The sequence below is a fragment of the Ruegeria sp. CDSB013 genome, assembly GCF_059611165.1.
On the sequence record NZ_JBXWPA010000001.1, the window covers coordinates 393,597 to 411,452 of the forward strand.

The following is a 17,856-nucleotide window of genomic DNA, read 5'->3' on the forward strand; positions in this document are numbered from 1 at the left end:
ATCTCCCTTAAGAAATACGGATGCGCGGGTTGAGGTAGACATAGCCGATATCGGAGATCAGCTGCGTCACCAGCACGACAAAGACCGACACGACCGAAATCGCCAGCAAGAGCTGAATGTCGTTGTTGCCTGCAGCCTGTACCAGTGCCCAACCGAAACCTTTGTAGTTGAACAGGGTTTCAACAATCACCACGCCATTCAGCAGCCATGGGAACTGCAGCATGATGACGGTAAAGGGCGCGATCAGCGCGTTTCGCAGCGCGTGCTTCATAACGATGTTGCCAAAGGAAACACCTTTAAGCCGCGCGGTTCGGATGTACTGCGCCGTCATGACCTCGGTCATCGACGCGCGGGTCATCCGGGCGATATAGCCCATCCCGTACAGTGAGATGGTCAGTACCGGCAGGAAGAAGTTCTCGAAGGTTGGGTTGTCCATCGCCGACGTCGCCGTGCCCTTGAACCATTTCAGGCCGACGGTCGACGAGGTGAAGATCGCGATGAAGATCACGCCCGACACATATTCCGGTGTCGCCGTGGTAATGATCGAGAATGTGGACAGGGACCGGTCCAATGCTGATCCTTCGCGCATCCCGGCCAACACACCCACCAGCAGCGCAGATGGCACCATCAGAACCAGAACCCAGAACATAAGATAGCCGGTATTGCCGAGACGTATGCCGACGATTTTGCCGACATCATCCTTGAAAACGGTTGAGTAACCCCAGTCACCCTGCAATACGCCGCAATATCTGGGAGTCGTTTCCTCGGTCGATCCCGGGCGGGTACACGTTCCAAGGAACGTTCCGTCGTCAAGTGTCTTGGAAAAGCCAGGGAGAACGCCCAGCCATTGACCGTACTTGACGAGAGTGGGTTGCAGATAGCCGCGATTGTCCAACCAGGTCTCAACCTGTTCGTCGGACATCCGCTGGTTGCCCTGCGTTTTCGCAAGCTTTTCCAGGTTCGGGTAGAGGTTGGTCAGAAAAAAGACCACGAAAGTCAGGCACAATGCAGTGAGTAGCATGACGCCGAACCGTCGGAGGATGAATAGTCCCATGATGACCCCTGTTGTTCGGGTGTTCCGCAGATCATTGGACCATTGTCTGGCCTCGGACATCCGACCCCGCGTCGGCCTGTCTGCGGCTGGAAAGGGGCGCCCTGTTCAGGCGCCCCCATTAACGTCTGGCAGGTTTTAGGCCGCCCAGCCCCACTTATAGTGGTGGTGCTCGAAGGACACGTGCATGTCGGTGCCAACAAGCCCGTCTTTCATGTGGCGGTACAGCGAACGCCAGTAAGGCTGAATGGTCACGCCTTCCTCCTGGATCATCGCCTCGCCCTTGGCGACCACTTCACGGCGCTTGTCGGCATCCGCGATGGCCAGTGCTTCGGTCAGAAGCGCGTCAAACTCGGCATTTGCCCAGCCGAATTCGTTCCAGGCTTCACCGGTACGATAGGCCAGAGCCCAGATTTGCACGCCCAGTGGACGGTGGTTCCAGTTGGTCGAGCTGTAGGGGTATTTCGCCCAGTCGTTCCAGAAGGTGTTACCCGGCAGAACGGTCCGCTTGACCTTGATACCCGCGTCACGCAGCTGCGCTGCAACCGCGTCGGTGGTGTTCCGGCGCCAGTCGTCATCGATCGAGATCAGCTCGTGCTCGAAATCGATCATTCCGGCTTCTTCCATCAGCGCACGTGCGCCTTCCGGGTCCACTTTCTGCGGTGGCAGTTCGTAGTAGTCCGGGTGGATCGGACCAACATGGTGGTTTTCCGCAGGCGAACCGCGGCCGCCATAGCCCAGTTCCAGACAGATCGAGTTATCAACCGCCATTTGCAGAGCCTGGCGCACACGCTTGTCTTCGTATGGCTTCTTGCCGTCGATCTCGGCCAGCTGGTTCGGACGGATGACAATGGTGTTCATGGTCACAACTTCGGATTTGATGTACCCGAGGCTGTCCATCACGTCGATGAATTCACCAACCGATTCATACAACATGTCGACTTCGTCGGATTCCAGCGCGGCCAGCCAAGCGGACGGGTCGGTGCCGTAGTCAATGTAGACGATGCTGTCCAGTGCCGGGCGACCAAAGATCTCTTCGCCCCACCAGGTGTGGTTCTCGTTGCGAACGAGGGTGGCTTTCACGCCGACTTCCAATTCCTGCACCAGATATGCGCCGGTGCCCACATTGTTGAGCAGATCGGTTTCACTGAACGAGCTGTGTACAATAGCCGCCGGATAATCTGCCATGCCCGCAATCAGCGAGATGTCAGAAGCTGGCAGGTTCAGTTTGACGGTGTTGGCATCGACAACTTCGATTGCGCCGTCAATGGCCTGACCAGATTCAGGATCGATCAGTGTCGCAAAGCGACCTGCCATCGAGTTGGTTTCCGAACTCTTGTCACACCAGCGCCCAATGTTGCGGGCCACATCTTCCGCGGTGAAGTCGTCACCGTTGTTCCATTTGACGCCCGGGCGGACTTTCAGAGTGTAAACGGTTGCGTCGTCGTTGACTTCCCAGCCCTCCAGCAACATGCCGCGGAACGTACCGTCCGAGTTGTACTCGACCAGATACTCGAGCGTGCCGCGGGTGACGTTCGCGATCTGCGACCAGTCATAGGTGCGTGGGTCCTTCAGGGCGCGCACTTCCTGCTGAACGCGCAGGGTGCCGCCTTCTTTCTTTGCGTCTTCACCGGCCGCACGTGCCGGGGCGGCCAGTCCGATCATGCCATAGGCTGCGGCCGCGGTGACCCCAAGACCGGTGGTACGGGTCAAAAACTCGCGCCGGTTCAGTTTGCCGTCCCGATATTCCTGTGCGTGCATTTCTGCCGCCCAGTGCATCGGTGCTCCGGTCATTGTTTGATTATTCATTAACGTTACTCCCTGTGAGACAGTATTTTTTGGATGAAGTGTCGAACCGCTCAGGCCGGAATGCTCCGGCCGGCAGGTTCATTGGTCTTCTGATCTCGGATTTCGGACATCCCCATGACCGACATTCGGCACCAGAATTTGGGTGAGGTCAATGTTCGAAATCGTCATTCGAGGTACAAAAACGACATTGACGGGCTGAGTTTATCGCTATCAGCATTTTCAGCCCCAGGGGAATCCCTTGGCAGGTTCAGTTTCGCGGCAGTGGATTCGCCGCGAATTCCTTGAACGTGTGTTCGCGATCAATGCGACTTCAACCGCATCAGGTATCACTTTGATAAGTCGACCCGATTCCAACTTTTCATGCGGGCGCGAAACCAGGTGCGCTGTCGTTTGGCGAATTGGCGGGTCGAAATCGTGGCCCGTTCGCGGGCTTCATCCAACGTCATGGTGCCGTCGATATAGGCCATCAACTCGGGTACTCCGATGGCTTTGAATGCCGGAAGCGACGGATTATAGCGGTCCCGCATCCTTTCAACCTCGGTCAATGCACCAGTGTCCAACATCAGGTCAAAGCGGCGCGTGATGCGATCCAAAAGCCATTGTTTATCTACGTCAAAAACGATGGGCACTGTGTTCTTCAGGTCCAAAACTGGGGGCGGTGTTGCGTCTTGCCAGTCACTGAGGTTTCGACCAGTGGCTTTCTGCACTTCCCAAGCCCGCTGAACACGGGCGCGGTTTTGTGTGTCGATCCGGGCCAGAGTCTGCGCATCCACACCCGCGATCAGAGTCTGCAAGGTCAGGCTGTCCGCCTCGGCCCGGATTTCGGACGGTGTAGGTGGAATATCGGCCATACCTTCGGTCAGCGCAGAAAAATACAGGCCGGTGCCCCCAACAATGATGGGGCGTGCCCCGTCGGTCAGCAGCGGTTTCACCTCGCGCAGCCAATGGCCGGTGGAATAGTCCTGATCATATGAGATATGGCCATACAAAAGATGCGGTGCGCGGGCTTCTTCTTCAGCAGACGGCCGGGCGGAAATCACGCGCCAGCAATCGTAGACCTGGCTGGCATCGGCATTCACGATGACACCACCGAACTGCTCGGCGATCAACAGGGCAAGGGCGGACTTTCCAGAGGCGGTGGGGCCTGCAATCAACACTGGTTTGTCGCCGGGAATTGGGGGCAGGCGGTCCAATATCTGCGATCCTGCGGGTTCGGTCATCTCGGACTGCCTCATTCCTTACCAATCGCATTGAACCTGCGCCGGTTTTGCTTCATTTTGCGCCTGAAAATAAACCCGTGCCAGCCCGGAGCGCAACATGACCATTTCCCCGACCACCGACACCGCCGAAACCACAAAGGCAAGGTATGATCGCGTAATGCTGAAAATCTCGGGCGAAGCGCTTATGGGCGATCAGGGGTTTGGCCTGCATCCGCCCACAGTTCAGCGCATCGCGCAAGAGATCAAATCGGTACACGATTTGGGTGTCGAGATCTGCATGGTGATTGGCGGCGGCAATATCTTCCGCGGTCTCAGCGGATCGGCACAGGGGATGGAACGGACTACGGCTGATTACATGGGCATGCTGGCAACGGTCATGAACGCGCTGGGGATGCAGTCCGCATTGGAAGAAATCGGCGTTTTCACCCGGGTAATCTCAGCCATCCGCATGGACGAGGTGTGCGAGCCCTATATTCGCCGTCGCGCCGTGCGCCACCTTGAGAAAAAGCGGGTCTGCATCTTTGCTGCCGGAACCGGAAACCCGTATTTCACCACCGACACCGCCGCGACCCTGCGCGCCAACGAAATGGCATGTCAGGCGATCTTCATGGGTAAGAACGGCGTCGATGGTGTTTATGATAAGGACCCCAAGGAACACGCGGATGCCGTGCGGTACGACACCGTCAGCTATGATGATGTTCTGGCCAAACGCCTGCGGGTTATGGACGCGTCGGCCATTGCACTGGCGCGCGACAACAATCTGCCGTTGATTGTCTTCGGGCTGGACGAACCGGGCGGGTTCCGGGGTATTTTGGCCGGTGAGGGGACCTACACCAAAGTTCAGGGTTAACGCTGGCCTCAACGTTCAGGATCAGGCCGGGCCAGGTTGCCCGGCCTTTTTGCTTAAGTGCCTTCAAAGAAGCCCACGGAGTTGCCATCGGGATCCGTTGCATAGAAGAACCGACCAGCCGGTATTTGGATCGGGTCGGAAATGACTTTTCCACCAGCTGTTTCTACGCGCTTCATTACGTCCTCCAAAGCGCCATCTGCAGCCAGATGTAATGTTGGGCCGTGACCTTGTTGCGCAGGTTTGCCGGGATAAAGGTGCAGCGCGACACCGGTGGCGGGATCGGCGGGTTTGAAAACAGCCATGGGGTTTGGGGCATTCGGGTCAAGCTCGAGTGTTGCGCCGGTCACTTGCGTATAAAAGGCGATGGCCTTCTCCATGTCCTGTACGGGCAATTCGCCCCACACAAGAAAGTCCTTGGGTTTGTAAGTCATGTTCGTCCCTCACAATCGTTGGAATGTGGACACTGTGCCAAATCCTGATGACAGATTCTGACACCAGCGGCGATGCTTGACCGAGTTGCGATCGTCAGGTTATCTGAGCCCGTCACAGGAGCAGGAGGATATCTGTCCCTGGGGCTGCCGCCGAACCATAAACTTGTGACTGGATCGCGGCTTGGCTGGAAGACCTGCCATGTTTTCGGAGCGGTCCGGGATCATGAAAGGACCGACAATCAGGACGTGGACAAAAACCAAGGAGAGAGGCGGGATGACATCCCTTGATATCGATTTTGTACGTGGGCAGTTCCCCGCGTTTTCCGAGCCCAGCCTGCAAGGGCAGGCATTCTTCGAAAACGCTGGGGGATCATACACTTGCAAGCAAGTGCTCGATCGCCTGACGCGGTACTACACCCAGCGTAAAGTTCAACCCTATGCACCCTATGAAGCCAGCCGTCTGGCGGGTGAGGAAATGGATGAGGCCCGCGCACGCATGGCGGCCATTCTGGGGGTCGAGACGGATGAGCTGAGCTTTGGCCCTTCGACCACGCAGAACACCTATGTCCTGGCGCAGGCTTTTCGCCAATGGATGCAACCGGGCGAGGCCATTGTTGTCACCAATCAGGATCACGAGGCAAATTCAGGTCCGTGGCGGCGGCTAGCGGACGAGGGGATCGAAATCCGCGAATGGCAGATTGATCCCGAAACTGGCTCGCTGAACCCGATGGACCTGGAAAACCTGCTGGACGAAAATGTTCGTGTGGTGTGCTTTCCCCATTGCTCGAACGTGATCGGAGAGATCAACCCGGTGACTGAGATCACCGCGATTGCTCATGCCGCGGGGGCATTTGTGTGCGTGGACGGGGTGTCCTACGCGCCACACGGGTTTCCGAATGTGGGTGATCTGGGGCCGGATATCTATCTGTTTTCGGCCTACAAAACATACGGACCGCATCAGGGGTGTATGGTCATCCGGCGTACGCTAGGTGAAATGTTGCCGAACCAGGGGCACTACTTCAACGGCGACGTGCTGTACCAACGGTTTGCTCCGGCGGGGCCGGACCATGCCCAGATCGCGGCCAGCGCGGGGATGGCGGATTACATTGATCTGCTGTGCGACCATCATAGCGGGCCAACCGGCGAAGCGGCCGAGCGTGGTTCATTCGCCCATGATCTGATGCGCTCGCACGAGGTTGCATTGTTGCAACCGGTTTTGGACGCAGTCAAAGACCGCAACGCCGTTCGCCTGATCGGAACATCCGATGCCAACCGCCGCGCGCCGACTGTGGCCCTGGCGCTGAACCGCAATGCAGAAGCCGTTGCCGCTGATCTGGCTGGATATGGCGTCATGGCTGGTGGCGGAGATTTCTATGCCGTGCGTCCGTTAACCGCGATGGGGGTCGATCTGGATCAAGGCGTGCTGCGGGTCAGTTTCACGCACTATACGTCTCAACAGGAAATTGATCAGCTTTTGAATGCACTAGACGACGTTTTGTGATCCAATTCCGCCTCTGCTTCGTAACCGAAGAAAGAAGAAAAGAGCAGGGCGGACATGGAACAGCAGCGGTCACCGATTATCATGTGGTTCCGACGGGATTTGCGCCTGTCGGACCATCCTGCACTGAGCGCCGCGGTTGAGAGCGGGCGAACAATCATACCAGTTTTTATTTTGGACCACTCGGTCCAGGCTTTGGGCGCAGCACCGAAATGGCGGCTTGAATTGGGCCTTAAGGCTTTTGCAAGGACGCTAGAGCTGTCTGGCAGCCGCCTGATCTTGCGTCAAGGGGATGCGCTGACCGTTCTGCGGCAGCTTGTCGTCGAAACCGGTGCAAGCAGCGTTTACTGGACCCGCGCATATGACCCTGACGCCATTGCCAGAGATACGAAAATCAAGACAGCGCTGACCGACCAAAATGTCACCGTTAAGTCCTTCGCCGGCCATCTTTTGTTCGAGCCTTGGACCGTGGCGACGAAAACAGGGCAGCCGTTCCGCGTGTTCACGCCGATGTGGCGTTCAGTGCGCAGCCGCGACGTTCCGATGCCCAGCGATGCTGTGGCCCATCTCAGATCGCCTGCGACGTGGCCTGTTTCCGAAAATCTCCAAGATTGGCATCTGGGCACGCAGATGCGCCGCGGAGCATCCGTGGTCACACCCCATGTCCGACCGGGCGAAACCGCGGCTTTTGAGTCTTTGCATCATTTTCTGGACCGCATCGCCGACTACTCAGATCACCGGGATCGTATGGACTTGGACGGGACATCTAACCTGTCCGAGTATCTTTCGTTAGGTGAAATTGGCCCACGCAGTGTCTGGCACGCAATTCAGCGGGCCGGGATGACGGGCGTTCAGGGGGGTGAACCCTATTTGCGCCAATTGGTCTGGCGCGAATTTGCTTATCACCTAATGTATCACACCCCATCCTTGCTCAGCGGTAATTGGAAGCCGGAGTGGGATAGATTTCCCTGGAATACTGATGCGGACCAGCCCGAAGTTCTCGCTTGGAAGCAGGCGAAAACTGGCATCCCAGCAGTCGATGCCGGGTTACGGCAGATGTATGTGACCGGGCGAATGCACAATCGGGCCCGGATGATCGTAGCGAGTTACCTGACCAAGCATCTGATGACCCATTGGAGAATTGGCATGGATTGGTTCGCGGATTGTCTGGTCGACTGGGACCCGGCGGCAAACGCGATGGGCTGGCAATGGGTTGCAGGGTCGGGGCCCGATGCCTCGCCATTCTTTCGCATCTTCAATCCGCAAACACAGCAGGAAAAGTTCGATCCGCAATCTGACTTCGTTCGGCAATGGATTGCCGAGGGGCAGAGCAATCCACCAGCAACAGCACTGGCGTATTTTGATGCGGTTCCGAAGTCATGGAACCTCAGTCCACAGGACCCATACCCGCAACCCGTTGTCACTTTGGCAGCCGGTCGGGCGCGTGCATTGGCGGCCTATGAGGGCCGAAAAAACCAGTAACGAATTGAAAACTTGCCACAAACACAAACTCGGCCTAGCCTGTTTGCGCGGCCGCACAGGGGAGAGCGGATGACTTTGATGACCACCGAGGGGCAGATAGACCTGCCCAGATACTTTGCGCAAGTATTCAAAATGGTTAGCCGGATGCAGTCCGGCCGATTGGACATCGGACTACCGGATGGTCGTGTCTTCCGAACCGAGGGCACCAAACCCGGGCCGGTTGCCCGTGTGGATATCCACAATCCAGACGTTTTCGCCCGCCTGGTCCGCGAAGGTGAACTTGGTTTTTCTGACGCATATCTGGAAGGTGACTGGAGTACGCCGGACCTGCGATCCTTTATGGACCTGGTGCATGTGGGCAATGAAACGGTCTATGATGATTTCACCGGCAAAGTCCTCGTGCAGATGTATGAGCGGCTACGATTCTGGTTGCACCGCAATAACCGGACACAGGCCAAAAAGAACATCTCGTACCATTATGATCTGGGCAATGATTTCTATGGTTTGTGGCTTGACGACACGATGACCTATTCCAGCGCTCTGTTCGAAACAGGGCAGGAAAGTCTGGAAAAGGCGCAGACCGCAAAATATGCCAGTCTGGTTGATGAAATGGGCGCAAAACCCGGAGATCATATTCTTGAGATTGGCTGCGGCTGGGGTGGCTTTGCTGAATATGCTGCGAAAGAGCGTGGCCTGCGGGTCACAGGTCTGACGATCAGTCAAGAGCAGTTGAGGTTTGCGAGGCAGCGTATTGAAAATGCTGGCCTTTCAGATTTGGTGGAATTCAAGTTGCAGGATTACCGGGATGAACGTGGCCAGTATGACGGAATCGCATCGATCGAGATGTTCGAAGCAGTAGGTCAAAAGTACTGGCCTGTGTATTTCGACACTGTGCGTGAGCGGTTAAAACCCGGGGCGCAAGCGACGTTGCAAATTATCACCGTCGCGGATCATAGATGGGATGTATATCGTAACGGTATTGATTTCATTCAGAAATATATTTTCCCGGGCGGTATGCTTCCGGCGCCGTCCGTATTGAAGGAACAAGTTGCTCAGGCGGGTTTGAAGGTCGTCAATTCGAAAGAATTTGGCAAAAGCTATGATCTGACCCTGCGCCGCTGGTATGACACGTTCAACGACAAGTGGGACGAAATCTCGGAAATGGGCTTTGATGAGCGTTTTCGACGCATGTGGAATTATTATTTGACCGCCTGCGGAGCAGCCTTTGACACCGGCAATTGCGATGTGACACAGATCACTATAGCGAAACCGAGTTAAGGAACGGACTTCAGAAATGCCCACTGCCTCAAAGCTTGTTGCCGGTTTATGCCTTTTGATCGTGGCGTTCTTGGTTTCGAGTATGGTCATCGAAAACGGTGATGAAGGTAAAAACTACGGTATGTTTACCTACGTAAACATGGCTTTGGGCGTGATCTGCGGATGGTGGATCATGGGCAAGCGTGCCGGCCGGGGCTGGACTGCCGCAATCAACAACGGCTTGACCGGAATGGCGGCGCTGGTGTTCTGGGGCCTTTTTGTTCAGGGTGTCAACGAAATGCTCCGCCTGGCAATGCGCCATCGGTATGACGGCCCGTTTGAGGCGCTGATCTCTATCTTTAAAATCGGCGTTGAATATGGTCAGCAACTTGTGGTGCCCGAAATCTTGTGGACTTTGGTCATTGGGGCTTTGGTCACTGGGCTGGTCACCGAGGAAGCAGCCCGCCGGTGGCGGTGAGCTAACAACTTAAAGTACGAAAGAACCCAACAGTGTCAGATCTGTTCTTTTATGGCACGCTGCGGCACTTGCCATTGCTGGAGCTTGTTTTGGGACGTCCAGCGTCCAAACTTGAATTTGCCCAAGCCACTCTGAAAGATCATGCAGTCCATAGCGTGCAGGATCAGGCCTTTCCCATGATTGTTCCTGAGGAAGGCAGTCTGGCCAAAGGGTTATTGCTCCGGGGATTGAATGAGGAAGATCAGAACCGTTTGGTCTTCTACGAAGGTGGCTTTGATTACGACCTGCGCGCGCAGACAGTTGATTTGGCCGACGGATCAAATGCGCAAGCCCTTGTTTTCTATCCGGAGCCGGGGCTTTGGAACCGCGGCTGCCTTTGGTCCCTGCAGGGTTGGTTGGAAGAGTGGGGCGCGATGACAATGCTCGCCGCGCAAGAGGTTATGGCGTATTACGGCAAAGTCGATGCGGGACAGATTGCGCGCAGCTTTCCGTCGATCCGGACGCGTGCATGGGCGAAGCTGGCTGCGCGTCAACGTACGACAGGCGATGCACGAGACACGGCCAATGACGTCATCGTGCACGACCGTAAACCGGCATATGTCAATTATTTCGGGATGGAAGAAGTCGCGTTGCAGCATCGCCAGTACGATGGCTCGATGGGCAAAGTGCTGAACCGAAGCAGCCTGATGCAGGGCAGCGCCGTGATCGTCCTGCCATATGATCCCGTGCGGGACACGGTGCTGTTGGTCGAACAATTCAGGGCACCGATCTTTCTGGCTGAGGATCCTGAACCCTGGATGTGGGAGCCAGTTGCTGGAATGATCGACTCAGGCGAAACGCCGGAACAGGCGGCCCTGCGCGAGGCCGAAGAAGAAGCCCAGATTGCGTTGAACAGGTTGGAATATGCGGGCGGCGCGTATTCCTCCAGCGGGTCATCGACCGAATATCTATACCTTTATGTAGGGTTGGCTGATCTGACCAAGACCATCGAAGATGGCGGGTTGGCCACGGAAGGCGAGGATATCCGAACCCAGATTCTGCCTTTCAGCGATTTCATGGACAGGGTCGACAGCCATGGGTACAAGGATTTGCCGCTTTTGGCTGTGGCCCATTGGCTTGCACGTCACCGTGAGCGCCTGCGCGGATGATTTTCGCCGCTTGTGGTCATCGCGCACCACAGGTAAATCTGCGTTGATCCGAAATGAAATGAGGGCGCCATGCGCATTGCACGAGACCTTGCCGACGCAGTCGGAAAAACCCCGCTGATCCGCCTGCGTCGCATCAGCGAAGAGACCGGGTGCGAGATTCTCGGCAAGGCCGAATTCATGAACCCCGGCCAGTCGGTCAAGGATCGTGCGGCGCTCTACATCATCCGCGATGCCGTCGCGCGCGGTGACCTGAAACCGGGCGGCACCATTGTCGAAGGCACGGCAGGTAACACCGGGATCGGTCTGGCGCTTGTTGGCGCGTCGATGGGATTCAAGACCGTTATCGTCATCCCTGAAACGCAGTCCGAAGAGAAAAAGGACATGCTGCGACTGGCAGGTGCTCAGTTGGTTCAGGTTCCGGCCGCACCGTATCGCAACCCCAACAATTTTGTGCATTACTCGCGCCGTCTGGCCGAAGAACTGGCGCAGACCGAGCCCAACGGTGCGATCTGGGCCAACCAGTTCGACAATGTGGCGAACCGTCAGGCACATGTGGAAACGACCGGTCCCGAAATCTGGGAACAGACCGATGGCAAAGTTGACGGGTTCGTCTGTGCCGTGGGCTCGGGCGGTACATTGGCGGGCGTAGCGGACGCGCTTCAGCCCAAAGGTGTCAAGATCGGTCTGGTCGATCCGATGGGGGCGGGGCTGTATTCGTTCTACACCACCGGCGAAATCGCGATGGAGGGCGGCTCGATCGCCGAAGGCATCGGTCAGGTGCGCATCACCAAGAACCTTGAAGGCTTCAAGCCAGATTTTGCCTATCAGATGACGGATAACGAGGCGCTGCCTTACATCTTTGATCTGCTGCGCGATGAAGGCCTGGTCATGGGCGGATCAACCGCCATTAACATGGCTGGTGCGGTGCGCCTGTCCAAAGATCTGGGACCGGGCCACACCATCGTCACCATCCTGTGTGATTATGGCACCCGCTATCAGTCCAAGCTGTTCAACCCGGACTTCCTGCGTGAAAAGGAATTGCCTGTCCCGGACTGGATGACCGAAGCTCCGCGCAGCATCCCCGGCGTTTTTGAGGACGTGTGATGCTGCGGCAGGTTCGCCTGTTTCTGACCCTTGTCGCAGTATGTATTGCGATGCTGTGCGGCCCCGCTGCCGCGCAGCTTACAGATCGTCAAAGCGAATATTATCAGGGCTGGGTCAAAACGGCGGACCGTGCCGAGACGGTGATCGAGGCCGATCGCGCGTCGAACGCGTCGCTCGAAAACCTGCGCGCCGAGATCAACGAATACCGGGACGATTTCAACCGGGCACGCGGTGCAAACACCGAACGTATCCAGACGCTTGAAAATCAGATCAAGGCTCTTGGTGCAGCGCCCGAAGGCGACGCGACCGAACCGGAAGACATTGCCACACTACGAAAGCACCTAGACGAGCAGCTGAACAGTTTGCGCGTCCCGCAGATCATCTCGGAAGAGGCATTCAGCCGGGCCAATGGCCTTATTTCCGAGATAGACAAACTATTGCGGGACCGTCAGGCGAAAGAACTTTTAGAGCGCGGACCGTCGCCCCTGAACCCCACCCATTGGCGGCCTGCTTGGGTTGATGTGAACGAAGCTGCGCAAGCGTTGTTCAACGAAGCCCGGCGGAACCTGAGAACTGACGTCGTTCATGAACGTTTGCGTTCCCGTGGCCTGGGTATTCTGGCTTTGGTGTTCGTTGCTGGTGTTCTGCTGTTTTACGGCAAGCGCTGGTCGGAAGCCGCTGGTGCGCGTTTGCGAGCCCTGGGAGGGCAGGGAAGTGGCGTATGGACGTTCCTGACCTCGTTGCTGCGCATTATCCTCCCCTGGTTCGGCGTCTGGCTTCTGGTTCAGGCTGTTGTGATGACAGGCGTTCTGGGGCTGCGCGGGACGCTGTTGATGGAAAACGTGCCCTATTGGGCGGCGATCATCCTGTATTATGACTGGATTGGCCGACAGGTTTACGTGCTGCAAGCGGCGCAGGGGTTCAAAAAACTGTCCCGCCAGAAAGTCACTGAGTTACGCGTCTACCTCGACTTTCTTGCCGGGCTCCTGATCCTGCATGAACTGGTGAACCTGTTCGATCAGATCGAAAATATCTCGGATGCGACGCGCGCCGTCGTCGCCTTTCCGGTCATCGTCGCAACAGCTTTGATTCTTCTTCGCGTCCGTCGCGTCCGCAGCGTTGATGTCCCGGTCGATGCAGGTGAGCCGTCCGAAACGGCCCGTGCTGCCGGGTTCAGCCAACTGGTTGAGTTCATTCGACGCGCTTTGTTCTTCCTGGGGATCGCCAGCCCGATTTTAGCGATGCTGGGGTATACGAATGCGGCTGAGGCAATCGTTTTCCCGGCCGTGCGTTCATTGGTTCTTATTGCAGCGCTGGTCATCGTCCAACGCTTCCTGACGTCTGTTTACGGCTGGCTCGGCGGGCAGGGCGATAAGGCCAAGGACTCGCTGTTTTCGGTTCTCATCGGCTTTGCAATGGCCATTCTGGCTATGCCCGTGCTCGCGCTGTATTGGGGTGCGCGTCAAACCGACCTGCAGGAAGTCTGGTCGCGCCTGCTGCAGGGGTTTGACATTGGCGGGGTAACCATCTCGCCCAGCAACTTCTTTACGTTCCTTGTCATATTTGCCATCGGCTATGGCCTGACGCGGATGCTGCAAAGCGGGCTGCGCAATTCTCTGTTGCCAAAGACCAGCATTGATCCAGGCGGGCAAAACGCGATTGTTTCGGGCACCGGGTATGTCGGTATTTTCCTGGCCGCGCTGGTTGCGATAACGATTGCCGGTTTCAACCTGTCATCGCTGGCTATTGTTGCCGGTGCGTTGTCAGTCGGGATCGGCTTTGGTCTGCAGACCATCGTGTCGAATTTTGTGTCGGGCATTATCCTTTTGGTCGAACGCCCAATCTCGAAAGGGGATTGGATCGACGTGAATGGGATGATGGGGTACGTCCGTGATATTTCCGTCCGGTCCACGCGGATCGAGACGTTTGACCGCACGGATGTGATCGTTCCGAACTCGGACCTGATCAGCGGCGTTGTCACGAACTATACACGCGGCAATACGATCGGGCGGGTGATTGTGCCGGTCGGCGTCGCCTATGGGACTGATACCCGAATGGTGGAGAAGATTCTGGGCGAAATCGCGAATTCACACCCGATGGTTCTGGCGAATCCAGCGCCCAGTGTGGTGTTCCAGGGGTTTGGCGCAGATTCGCTGGACTTTGAAATCCGGGCCATCCTGCGCGATGTGAACTGGGTGCTGTCAGTCAAATCCGACATGAACCACGAGATCAACCAGCGCTTTGTCGAAGAGGGGATCGAAATCCCGTTTGCACAGCGCGATCTCTGGTTGCGTAACCCCGAGGTGTTGCAGGGCAGCGAAGCCCAACCCAGCGAGAACACCGACGAAATACCGTCCGCAAAGCCATCCACAAATCCCGTCGAGATGACCGAGGGCGATTTGGCTGATGGTGACGGCGACGAGATTTAAACGCCTTTGCAAGGCTTTCGATTTCAGGTGAAATTTCACCTCAATGGGGCCTTGCAAATCCCTCGGCGATAGTTCAAATAACGCCGGCACGGAGAGGTGGCCGAGTGGTCGAAGGCGCACGCCTGGAAAGTGTGTAGGCGGGAGACCGTCTCCAGGGTTCGAATCCCTGTCTCTCCGCCACAATCCCCTATCAACATTCATCCAGCCGCGTTTGGACGTGAATCCGTCAACCCCTGGATTTCGACCAGCGCAGAAGTAGGTTGGCCGCGACTGGCGCGCCGATGATCACGACGACAATGCGCGCCAGGTGGTGTGTGACCACATAGCCCAGATCCGCCCCTGATACGATGGCCAGCACTGTCATCTCTGCCTGACCGCCCGGTGCAAAAGCTAGAAAGGCTTCGACCGGATGGCCCAGCCCCAGCGTGGTGACCACTGCCGTGAAAGCAGCGGCCAGAACGGCCAGCAAGATCACATAGGTGAACCCAGCCGCCACGACGCGTGTGAGTTCCGACCACGTGACGCCGACGAACTTGACGCCGATCCCACAGCCGATGAAGAATTGGGCGAACAGGATCGCCTCGCGCGGGGGGCGGGTATGGATGAAATCCCCAAGCGATAAGGCCGCTGTCAGGATTAATGGTCCAAGAATCGAGGCACCGAAAAGCCCGATCTTCTCTCCACCTTTCCAGCCGACAAAAGCTGCGACCGCCATGAGTATCAGTTCATGCAAGGGTAGGGCCGAGGCAGGTTCGCCCAACGGGTTGGTCAGTTCGGCACCGTAAAACAAAGTCAGGAACAAAGGGGCAAGGGTGACGATAATCAATACGCGCGTCCCGTGGATCAGCGATAGGGTTCGCGGATTGGCACCGGCCTCGGCTCCAAAGATAACCATGTCCTGAAACCCGCCCGGCATGGCTGCAAAAAACGCAGTTTTGTCGTCAAAGCCCCAGAATTTACGAAAGAACGGCACGCCAACCATTGCAATCAGCAGGATAAATACTGGTATCAGCAAAAGGGACGCCGCCATCTTTGGTAGTTCCGCGAACAGGCTGGGTGTGATCGACGCCCCGACCGCGACGCCAAGTATAGTTCTGGACGCGACCGAGACTTGCCCGAAATCCCGCATGGGTGCGTGTGCCAAAGCGGCAATCAAACACGCTGACATCGGCCCGAACAGAAAGGGCAGCGGCAGGTTTAACGCCCAAAAAACTGCAGTTCCCAACATAGCCAATATCAGCGTGACTGACCGTTGCATCAGCGGCGACAAATGAAGGCTTGAGGCGGTCAAGGATAGTGTCCGATTTCGTTGACTAAGGCATGTATCCAAATGTATACAAAGAGACTCAATATGCAAGATTGAGAATGATGAAAACTCAAGAAGATCCTAATCAGACCGGCCCGCAGGGGAATTCCGCTTATCAGCGCTTGCTAGATGAAATTCGCGAGGGTGTTTTGTTGCCTGGTGAACGGCTGAGAGAGATCGAGCTGTCCGAAAGACTGGGTGTCAGCCGAACACCTGTGCGCGAAGCGATACGGCAACTCGAAGCGGATGGGTTGGTTACGCATGTCCCTAGGCTGGGCGCAACGGTTCGCAGCCTGAGCTATTCGGAAGTCATGGAGCTGTACGAAATGCGCGCCGTACTTGAGGGCACGGCGGCACGTTTGGCGGCACGCTCGGCTTCGGATGTGGAACTGGACGAACTGAATGTCCTGAACAATCGCCTTGCCGAGGCTGGCACCGGTCCGGTGGCCGCCCAGTTGCACCGTATTTTCCACGCCACGCTATTGGATGCCGCCAAAAACCGATTTCTCACAAAGTCGATGCTATCGCTGCAAAAGGCGTTGTTGATATTGGGCCCGTCCCAAATGCTGGACGGTCAGCGCGCGGACGATGCCGCAGGTGAGCATCGCCGTGTGATGGAAGCCTTAAAGGCTCGTGACGGCGACGCAGCCGAGCTGGCGATGCGCGCCCATGTTCATGCGGCACAGCGGATGCGTATCCGCGCGTTGCAGAAACGGGACCGCGCAATTGATCAGGCCTGACCTGAGGAGCTGATTGACCTACCTCTTGGTCTTAGGTTCCTTCGGCAAACCACTCTTCCCATCCGCAGAAGTCGACGGAAAACCCGGCCATCGTAGAGGTCGTTGTTTAGGCTCTTCCGGTACAAACACTCAGCTGACCACTTTCAAAGGGTTGGCGCCTTCAACCTCGCGGCTGATCTCTTGAACCAGCGCCATCGCGGCAGGGTTTCGGCGCTTAACATGCATCCGCGCGACAAAAATGATGGCCGGGGGATCGGGGAACACGCCTTTGATCACCTCTATGTCCGGTGTGACATGCATTCCATTCAACAGGGCGACGCCCAAACCGGACCGCACGGCCGACTGAATGCCAGTGGCGCTTGGGCACTCTAATACGTTGTTGAAGCGGTGCCCTTGCAGCTGCCCATCTCCGAAGCCCCATTTTCGATAGAAGCACTGGCTGTCGAAGGACAGAAAGGGAACAGGTGCTGTCGTATCCAGTTGGAAATCCGGTGATTTTACCCAGTGCAGAGTGTTCTCGAACAGGATCAGGTCATCTGGCCGCGCATCGTGCCGAAAGATTTGCATGACGGCGACATCCAACTCTCCGGCCTTCAACCACTCTTGCACGTTCAGACTTTGACTGGTGCGTGTTCGGACCTGAACGTCCGGATAAAGCCGTGTGAAACGACCCAATATGCGAGCGATGTCGCTGGTGGCCGTGTCCTCGGTCATACCCAGCCGGAGTGCGCCGGCCAAAGGTTTCTTGCCCAAACTGGCCAGCGCCTCATCGTGCAGGGCACATATTCGGCGGGCATAGTCGCACAGGCGCAGACCAGTATCCGTGAACAGAGGGCCACCGGGTCGGCGCGCCAGCAGATCGCAGTCCAGTGCTTGCTCTAACCGTCTGATTTTGTGGCTGACTGCCGATTGCGACAGCGCCAAATGCTCGGCCGCACGCGTCACGCCGCCGTGGGATGCGATGGCCAGAAGGGCACGCAGGGCGTCAATTTCCAATCGGTCGGTCAATTGCATATCCATGACAAATTTGGATTGAAGTATGAATATCATTCA

15 protein-coding genes and 1 tRNA gene are annotated in these 17,856 nt (G+C 56.8%); 10 read left to right on the forward strand and 6 right to left on the reverse strand.

What is annotated here, in order from left to right:
* Window positions 1-7: 7 nt before the first annotated feature.
* From AC2FJF_RS01970 to miaA, 3 genes are all read right to left on the reverse strand, one after another.
* A complete protein-coding gene (locus tag AC2FJF_RS01970; RefSeq protein WP_496704324.1) occupies window positions 8-1,054 on the reverse strand; it encodes an ABC transporter permease in 1,047 nt (348 codons plus the stop codon).
* Window positions 1,055-1,189: 135 nt separating this feature from the next.
* Window positions 1,190-2,860: an ABC transporter substrate-binding protein gene (locus tag AC2FJF_RS01975; RefSeq protein ID WP_058273778.1), complete on the reverse strand. Its 1,671-nt coding sequence runs from the start codon at window positions 2,858-2,860 to the stop codon at window positions 1,190-1,192.
* A gap of 326 nt (window positions 2,861-3,186) precedes the next feature.
* A complete protein-coding gene (gene miaA, locus AC2FJF_RS01980; RefSeq protein ID WP_496722472.1) occupies window positions 3,187-4,095 on the reverse strand; it encodes a tRNA (adenosine(37)-N6)-dimethylallyltransferase MiaA in 909 nt (302 codons plus the stop codon).
* An 82-nt stretch (window positions 4,096-4,177) separates the two neighbouring features.
* On the opposite strand from miaA, the gene pyrH reads away from it, so the two are divergent.
* Window positions 4,178-4,930, forward strand: a complete 753-nt coding sequence (gene pyrH, locus AC2FJF_RS01985) for a UMP kinase (RefSeq protein ID WP_058273777.1) — start codon at window positions 4,178-4,180, stop codon at window positions 4,928-4,930.
* A gap of 53 nt (window positions 4,931-4,983) precedes the next feature.
* On the opposite strand, the gene AC2FJF_RS01990 is transcribed toward pyrH, so the two are convergent.
* The gene (locus AC2FJF_RS01990; protein ID WP_496722475.1) at window positions 4,984-5,361 is read right to left on the reverse strand and encodes a VOC family protein; all 378 of its coding nucleotides are present in this window, start codon (window positions 5,359-5,361) and stop codon (window positions 4,984-4,986) included.
* 274 nt (window positions 5,362-5,635) lie between these two features.
* Here AC2FJF_RS01990 and AC2FJF_RS01995 point away from each other — a divergent pair, with 274 nt between their 5' ends.
* From AC2FJF_RS01995 to AC2FJF_RS02030, 8 genes are all read left to right on the forward strand, one after another.
* Entirely contained in the window at window positions 5,636-6,862 is a 1,227-nt protein-coding gene (locus AC2FJF_RS01995) for an aminotransferase class V-fold PLP-dependent enzyme (protein ID WP_496722477.1), read from the forward strand.
* 54 nt (window positions 6,863-6,916) lie between these two features.
* On the forward strand, window positions 6,917-8,341 hold the full coding sequence (locus AC2FJF_RS02000) for a cryptochrome/photolyase family protein (RefSeq protein WP_496722479.1): 1,425 nt from the start codon (window positions 6,917-6,919) through the stop codon (window positions 8,339-8,341).
* A 69-nt stretch (window positions 8,342-8,410) separates the two neighbouring features.
* Window positions 8,411-9,619, forward strand: coding sequence for a class I SAM-dependent methyltransferase (locus AC2FJF_RS02005; RefSeq protein WP_496722481.1), 1,209 nt, complete (start codon window positions 8,411-8,413; stop codon window positions 9,617-9,619).
* A gap of 16 nt (window positions 9,620-9,635) precedes the next feature.
* On the forward strand, window positions 9,636-10,076 hold the full coding sequence (locus tag AC2FJF_RS02010) for a TrgA family protein (RefSeq protein WP_496722483.1): 441 nt from the start codon (window positions 9,636-9,638) through the stop codon (window positions 10,074-10,076).
* Between the two features lie 32 nt (window positions 10,077-10,108).
* Window positions 10,109-11,224, forward strand: a complete 1,116-nt coding sequence (locus AC2FJF_RS02015) for an NUDIX domain-containing protein (RefSeq protein WP_496722485.1) — start codon at window positions 10,109-10,111, stop codon at window positions 11,222-11,224.
* Between the two features lie 69 nt (window positions 11,225-11,293).
* Window positions 11,294-12,328, forward strand: coding sequence for a cysteine synthase A (locus AC2FJF_RS02020; RefSeq protein WP_496722487.1), 1,035 nt, complete (start codon window positions 11,294-11,296; stop codon window positions 12,326-12,328).
* Window positions 12,328-14,757, forward strand: coding sequence for a DUF3772 domain-containing protein (locus tag AC2FJF_RS02025; protein WP_496722489.1), 2,430 nt, complete (start codon window positions 12,328-12,330; stop codon window positions 14,755-14,757). The genes AC2FJF_RS02020 and AC2FJF_RS02025 overlap by 1 nt, the downstream gene beginning before the upstream one ends.
* Before the next feature lie 90 nt (window positions 14,758-14,847).
* Window positions 14,848-14,937, forward strand: a tRNA-Ser gene (locus AC2FJF_RS02030).
* A 46-nt stretch (window positions 14,938-14,983) separates the two neighbouring features.
* Here AC2FJF_RS02030 and AC2FJF_RS02035 read toward each other — a convergent pair.
* On the reverse strand, window positions 14,984-16,015 hold the full coding sequence (locus AC2FJF_RS02035) for an AbrB family transcriptional regulator (protein ID WP_496722491.1): 1,032 nt from the start codon (window positions 16,013-16,015) through the stop codon (window positions 14,984-14,986).
* 110 nt (window positions 16,016-16,125) lie between these two features.
* On the opposite strand from AC2FJF_RS02035, the gene AC2FJF_RS02040 reads away from it, so the two are divergent.
* Window positions 16,126-16,803 carry a GntR family transcriptional regulator gene (locus AC2FJF_RS02040; protein WP_496722493.1) on the forward strand — a complete coding sequence of 226 codons (678 nt, stop codon included), beginning with the start codon at window positions 16,126-16,128 and terminating at the stop codon, window positions 16,801-16,803.
* 129 nt (window positions 16,804-16,932) lie between these two features.
* Here the strand turns inward: AC2FJF_RS02040 and AC2FJF_RS02045 are convergent, their stop codons facing one another.
* Complete coding sequence (locus tag AC2FJF_RS02045; RefSeq protein WP_496722495.1) at window positions 16,933-17,853, reverse strand: LysR family transcriptional regulator; 921 nt, start codon at window positions 17,851-17,853, stop codon at window positions 16,933-16,935.
* Window positions 17,854-17,856 lie beyond the last annotated feature (3 nt).

Bases quoted from the DNA above. Each gene is read 5' to 3' on its own strand.
- AC2FJF_RS02020 (WP_496722487.1), top strand. From the start codon at position 11,294: ATGCGCATTGCACGAGACCTTGCCGACGCAGTCGGAAAAACCCCGCTG.
- miaA (WP_496722472.1), bottom strand. From the start codon at position 4,095: ATGAGGCAGTCCGAGATGACCGAACCCGCAGGATCGCAGATATTGGAC.
- AC2FJF_RS01995 (WP_496722477.1), top strand. From the start codon at position 5,636: ATGACATCCCTTGATATCGATTTTGTACGTGGGCAGTTCCCCGCGTTT.
- AC2FJF_RS02040 (WP_496722493.1), top strand. From the start codon at position 16,126: ATGAAAACTCAAGAAGATCCTAATCAGACCGGCCCGCAGGGGAATTCC.
- AC2FJF_RS02035 (WP_496722491.1), bottom strand. From the start codon at position 16,015: ATGCAACGGTCAGTCACGCTGATATTGGCTATGTTGGGAACTGCAGTT.
- AC2FJF_RS02045 (WP_496722495.1), bottom strand. From the start codon at position 17,853: ATGATATTCATACTTCAATCCAAATTTGTCATGGATATGCAATTGACC.
- AC2FJF_RS02010 (WP_496722483.1), top strand. From the start codon at position 9,636: ATGCCCACTGCCTCAAAGCTTGTTGCCGGTTTATGCCTTTTGATCGTG.
- AC2FJF_RS01975 (WP_058273778.1), bottom strand. From the start codon at position 2,860: ATGAATAATCAAACAATGACCGGAGCACCGATGCACTGGGCGGCAGAA.
- AC2FJF_RS02005 (WP_496722481.1), top strand. From the start codon at position 8,411: ATGACTTTGATGACCACCGAGGGGCAGATAGACCTGCCCAGATACTTT.
- AC2FJF_RS02000 (WP_496722479.1), top strand. From the start codon at position 6,917: ATGGAACAGCAGCGGTCACCGATTATCATGTGGTTCCGACGGGATTTG.
- AC2FJF_RS01990 (WP_496722475.1), bottom strand. From the start codon at position 5,361: ATGACTTACAAACCCAAGGACTTTCTTGTGTGGGGCGAATTGCCCGTA.
- AC2FJF_RS02025 (WP_496722489.1), top strand. From the start codon at position 12,328: ATGCTGCGGCAGGTTCGCCTGTTTCTGACCCTTGTCGCAGTATGTATT.
- pyrH (WP_058273777.1), top strand. From the start codon at position 4,178: ATGACCATTTCCCCGACCACCGACACCGCCGAAACCACAAAGGCAAGG.
- AC2FJF_RS01970 (WP_496704324.1), bottom strand. From the start codon at position 1,054: ATGGGACTATTCATCCTCCGACGGTTCGGCGTCATGCTACTCACTGCA.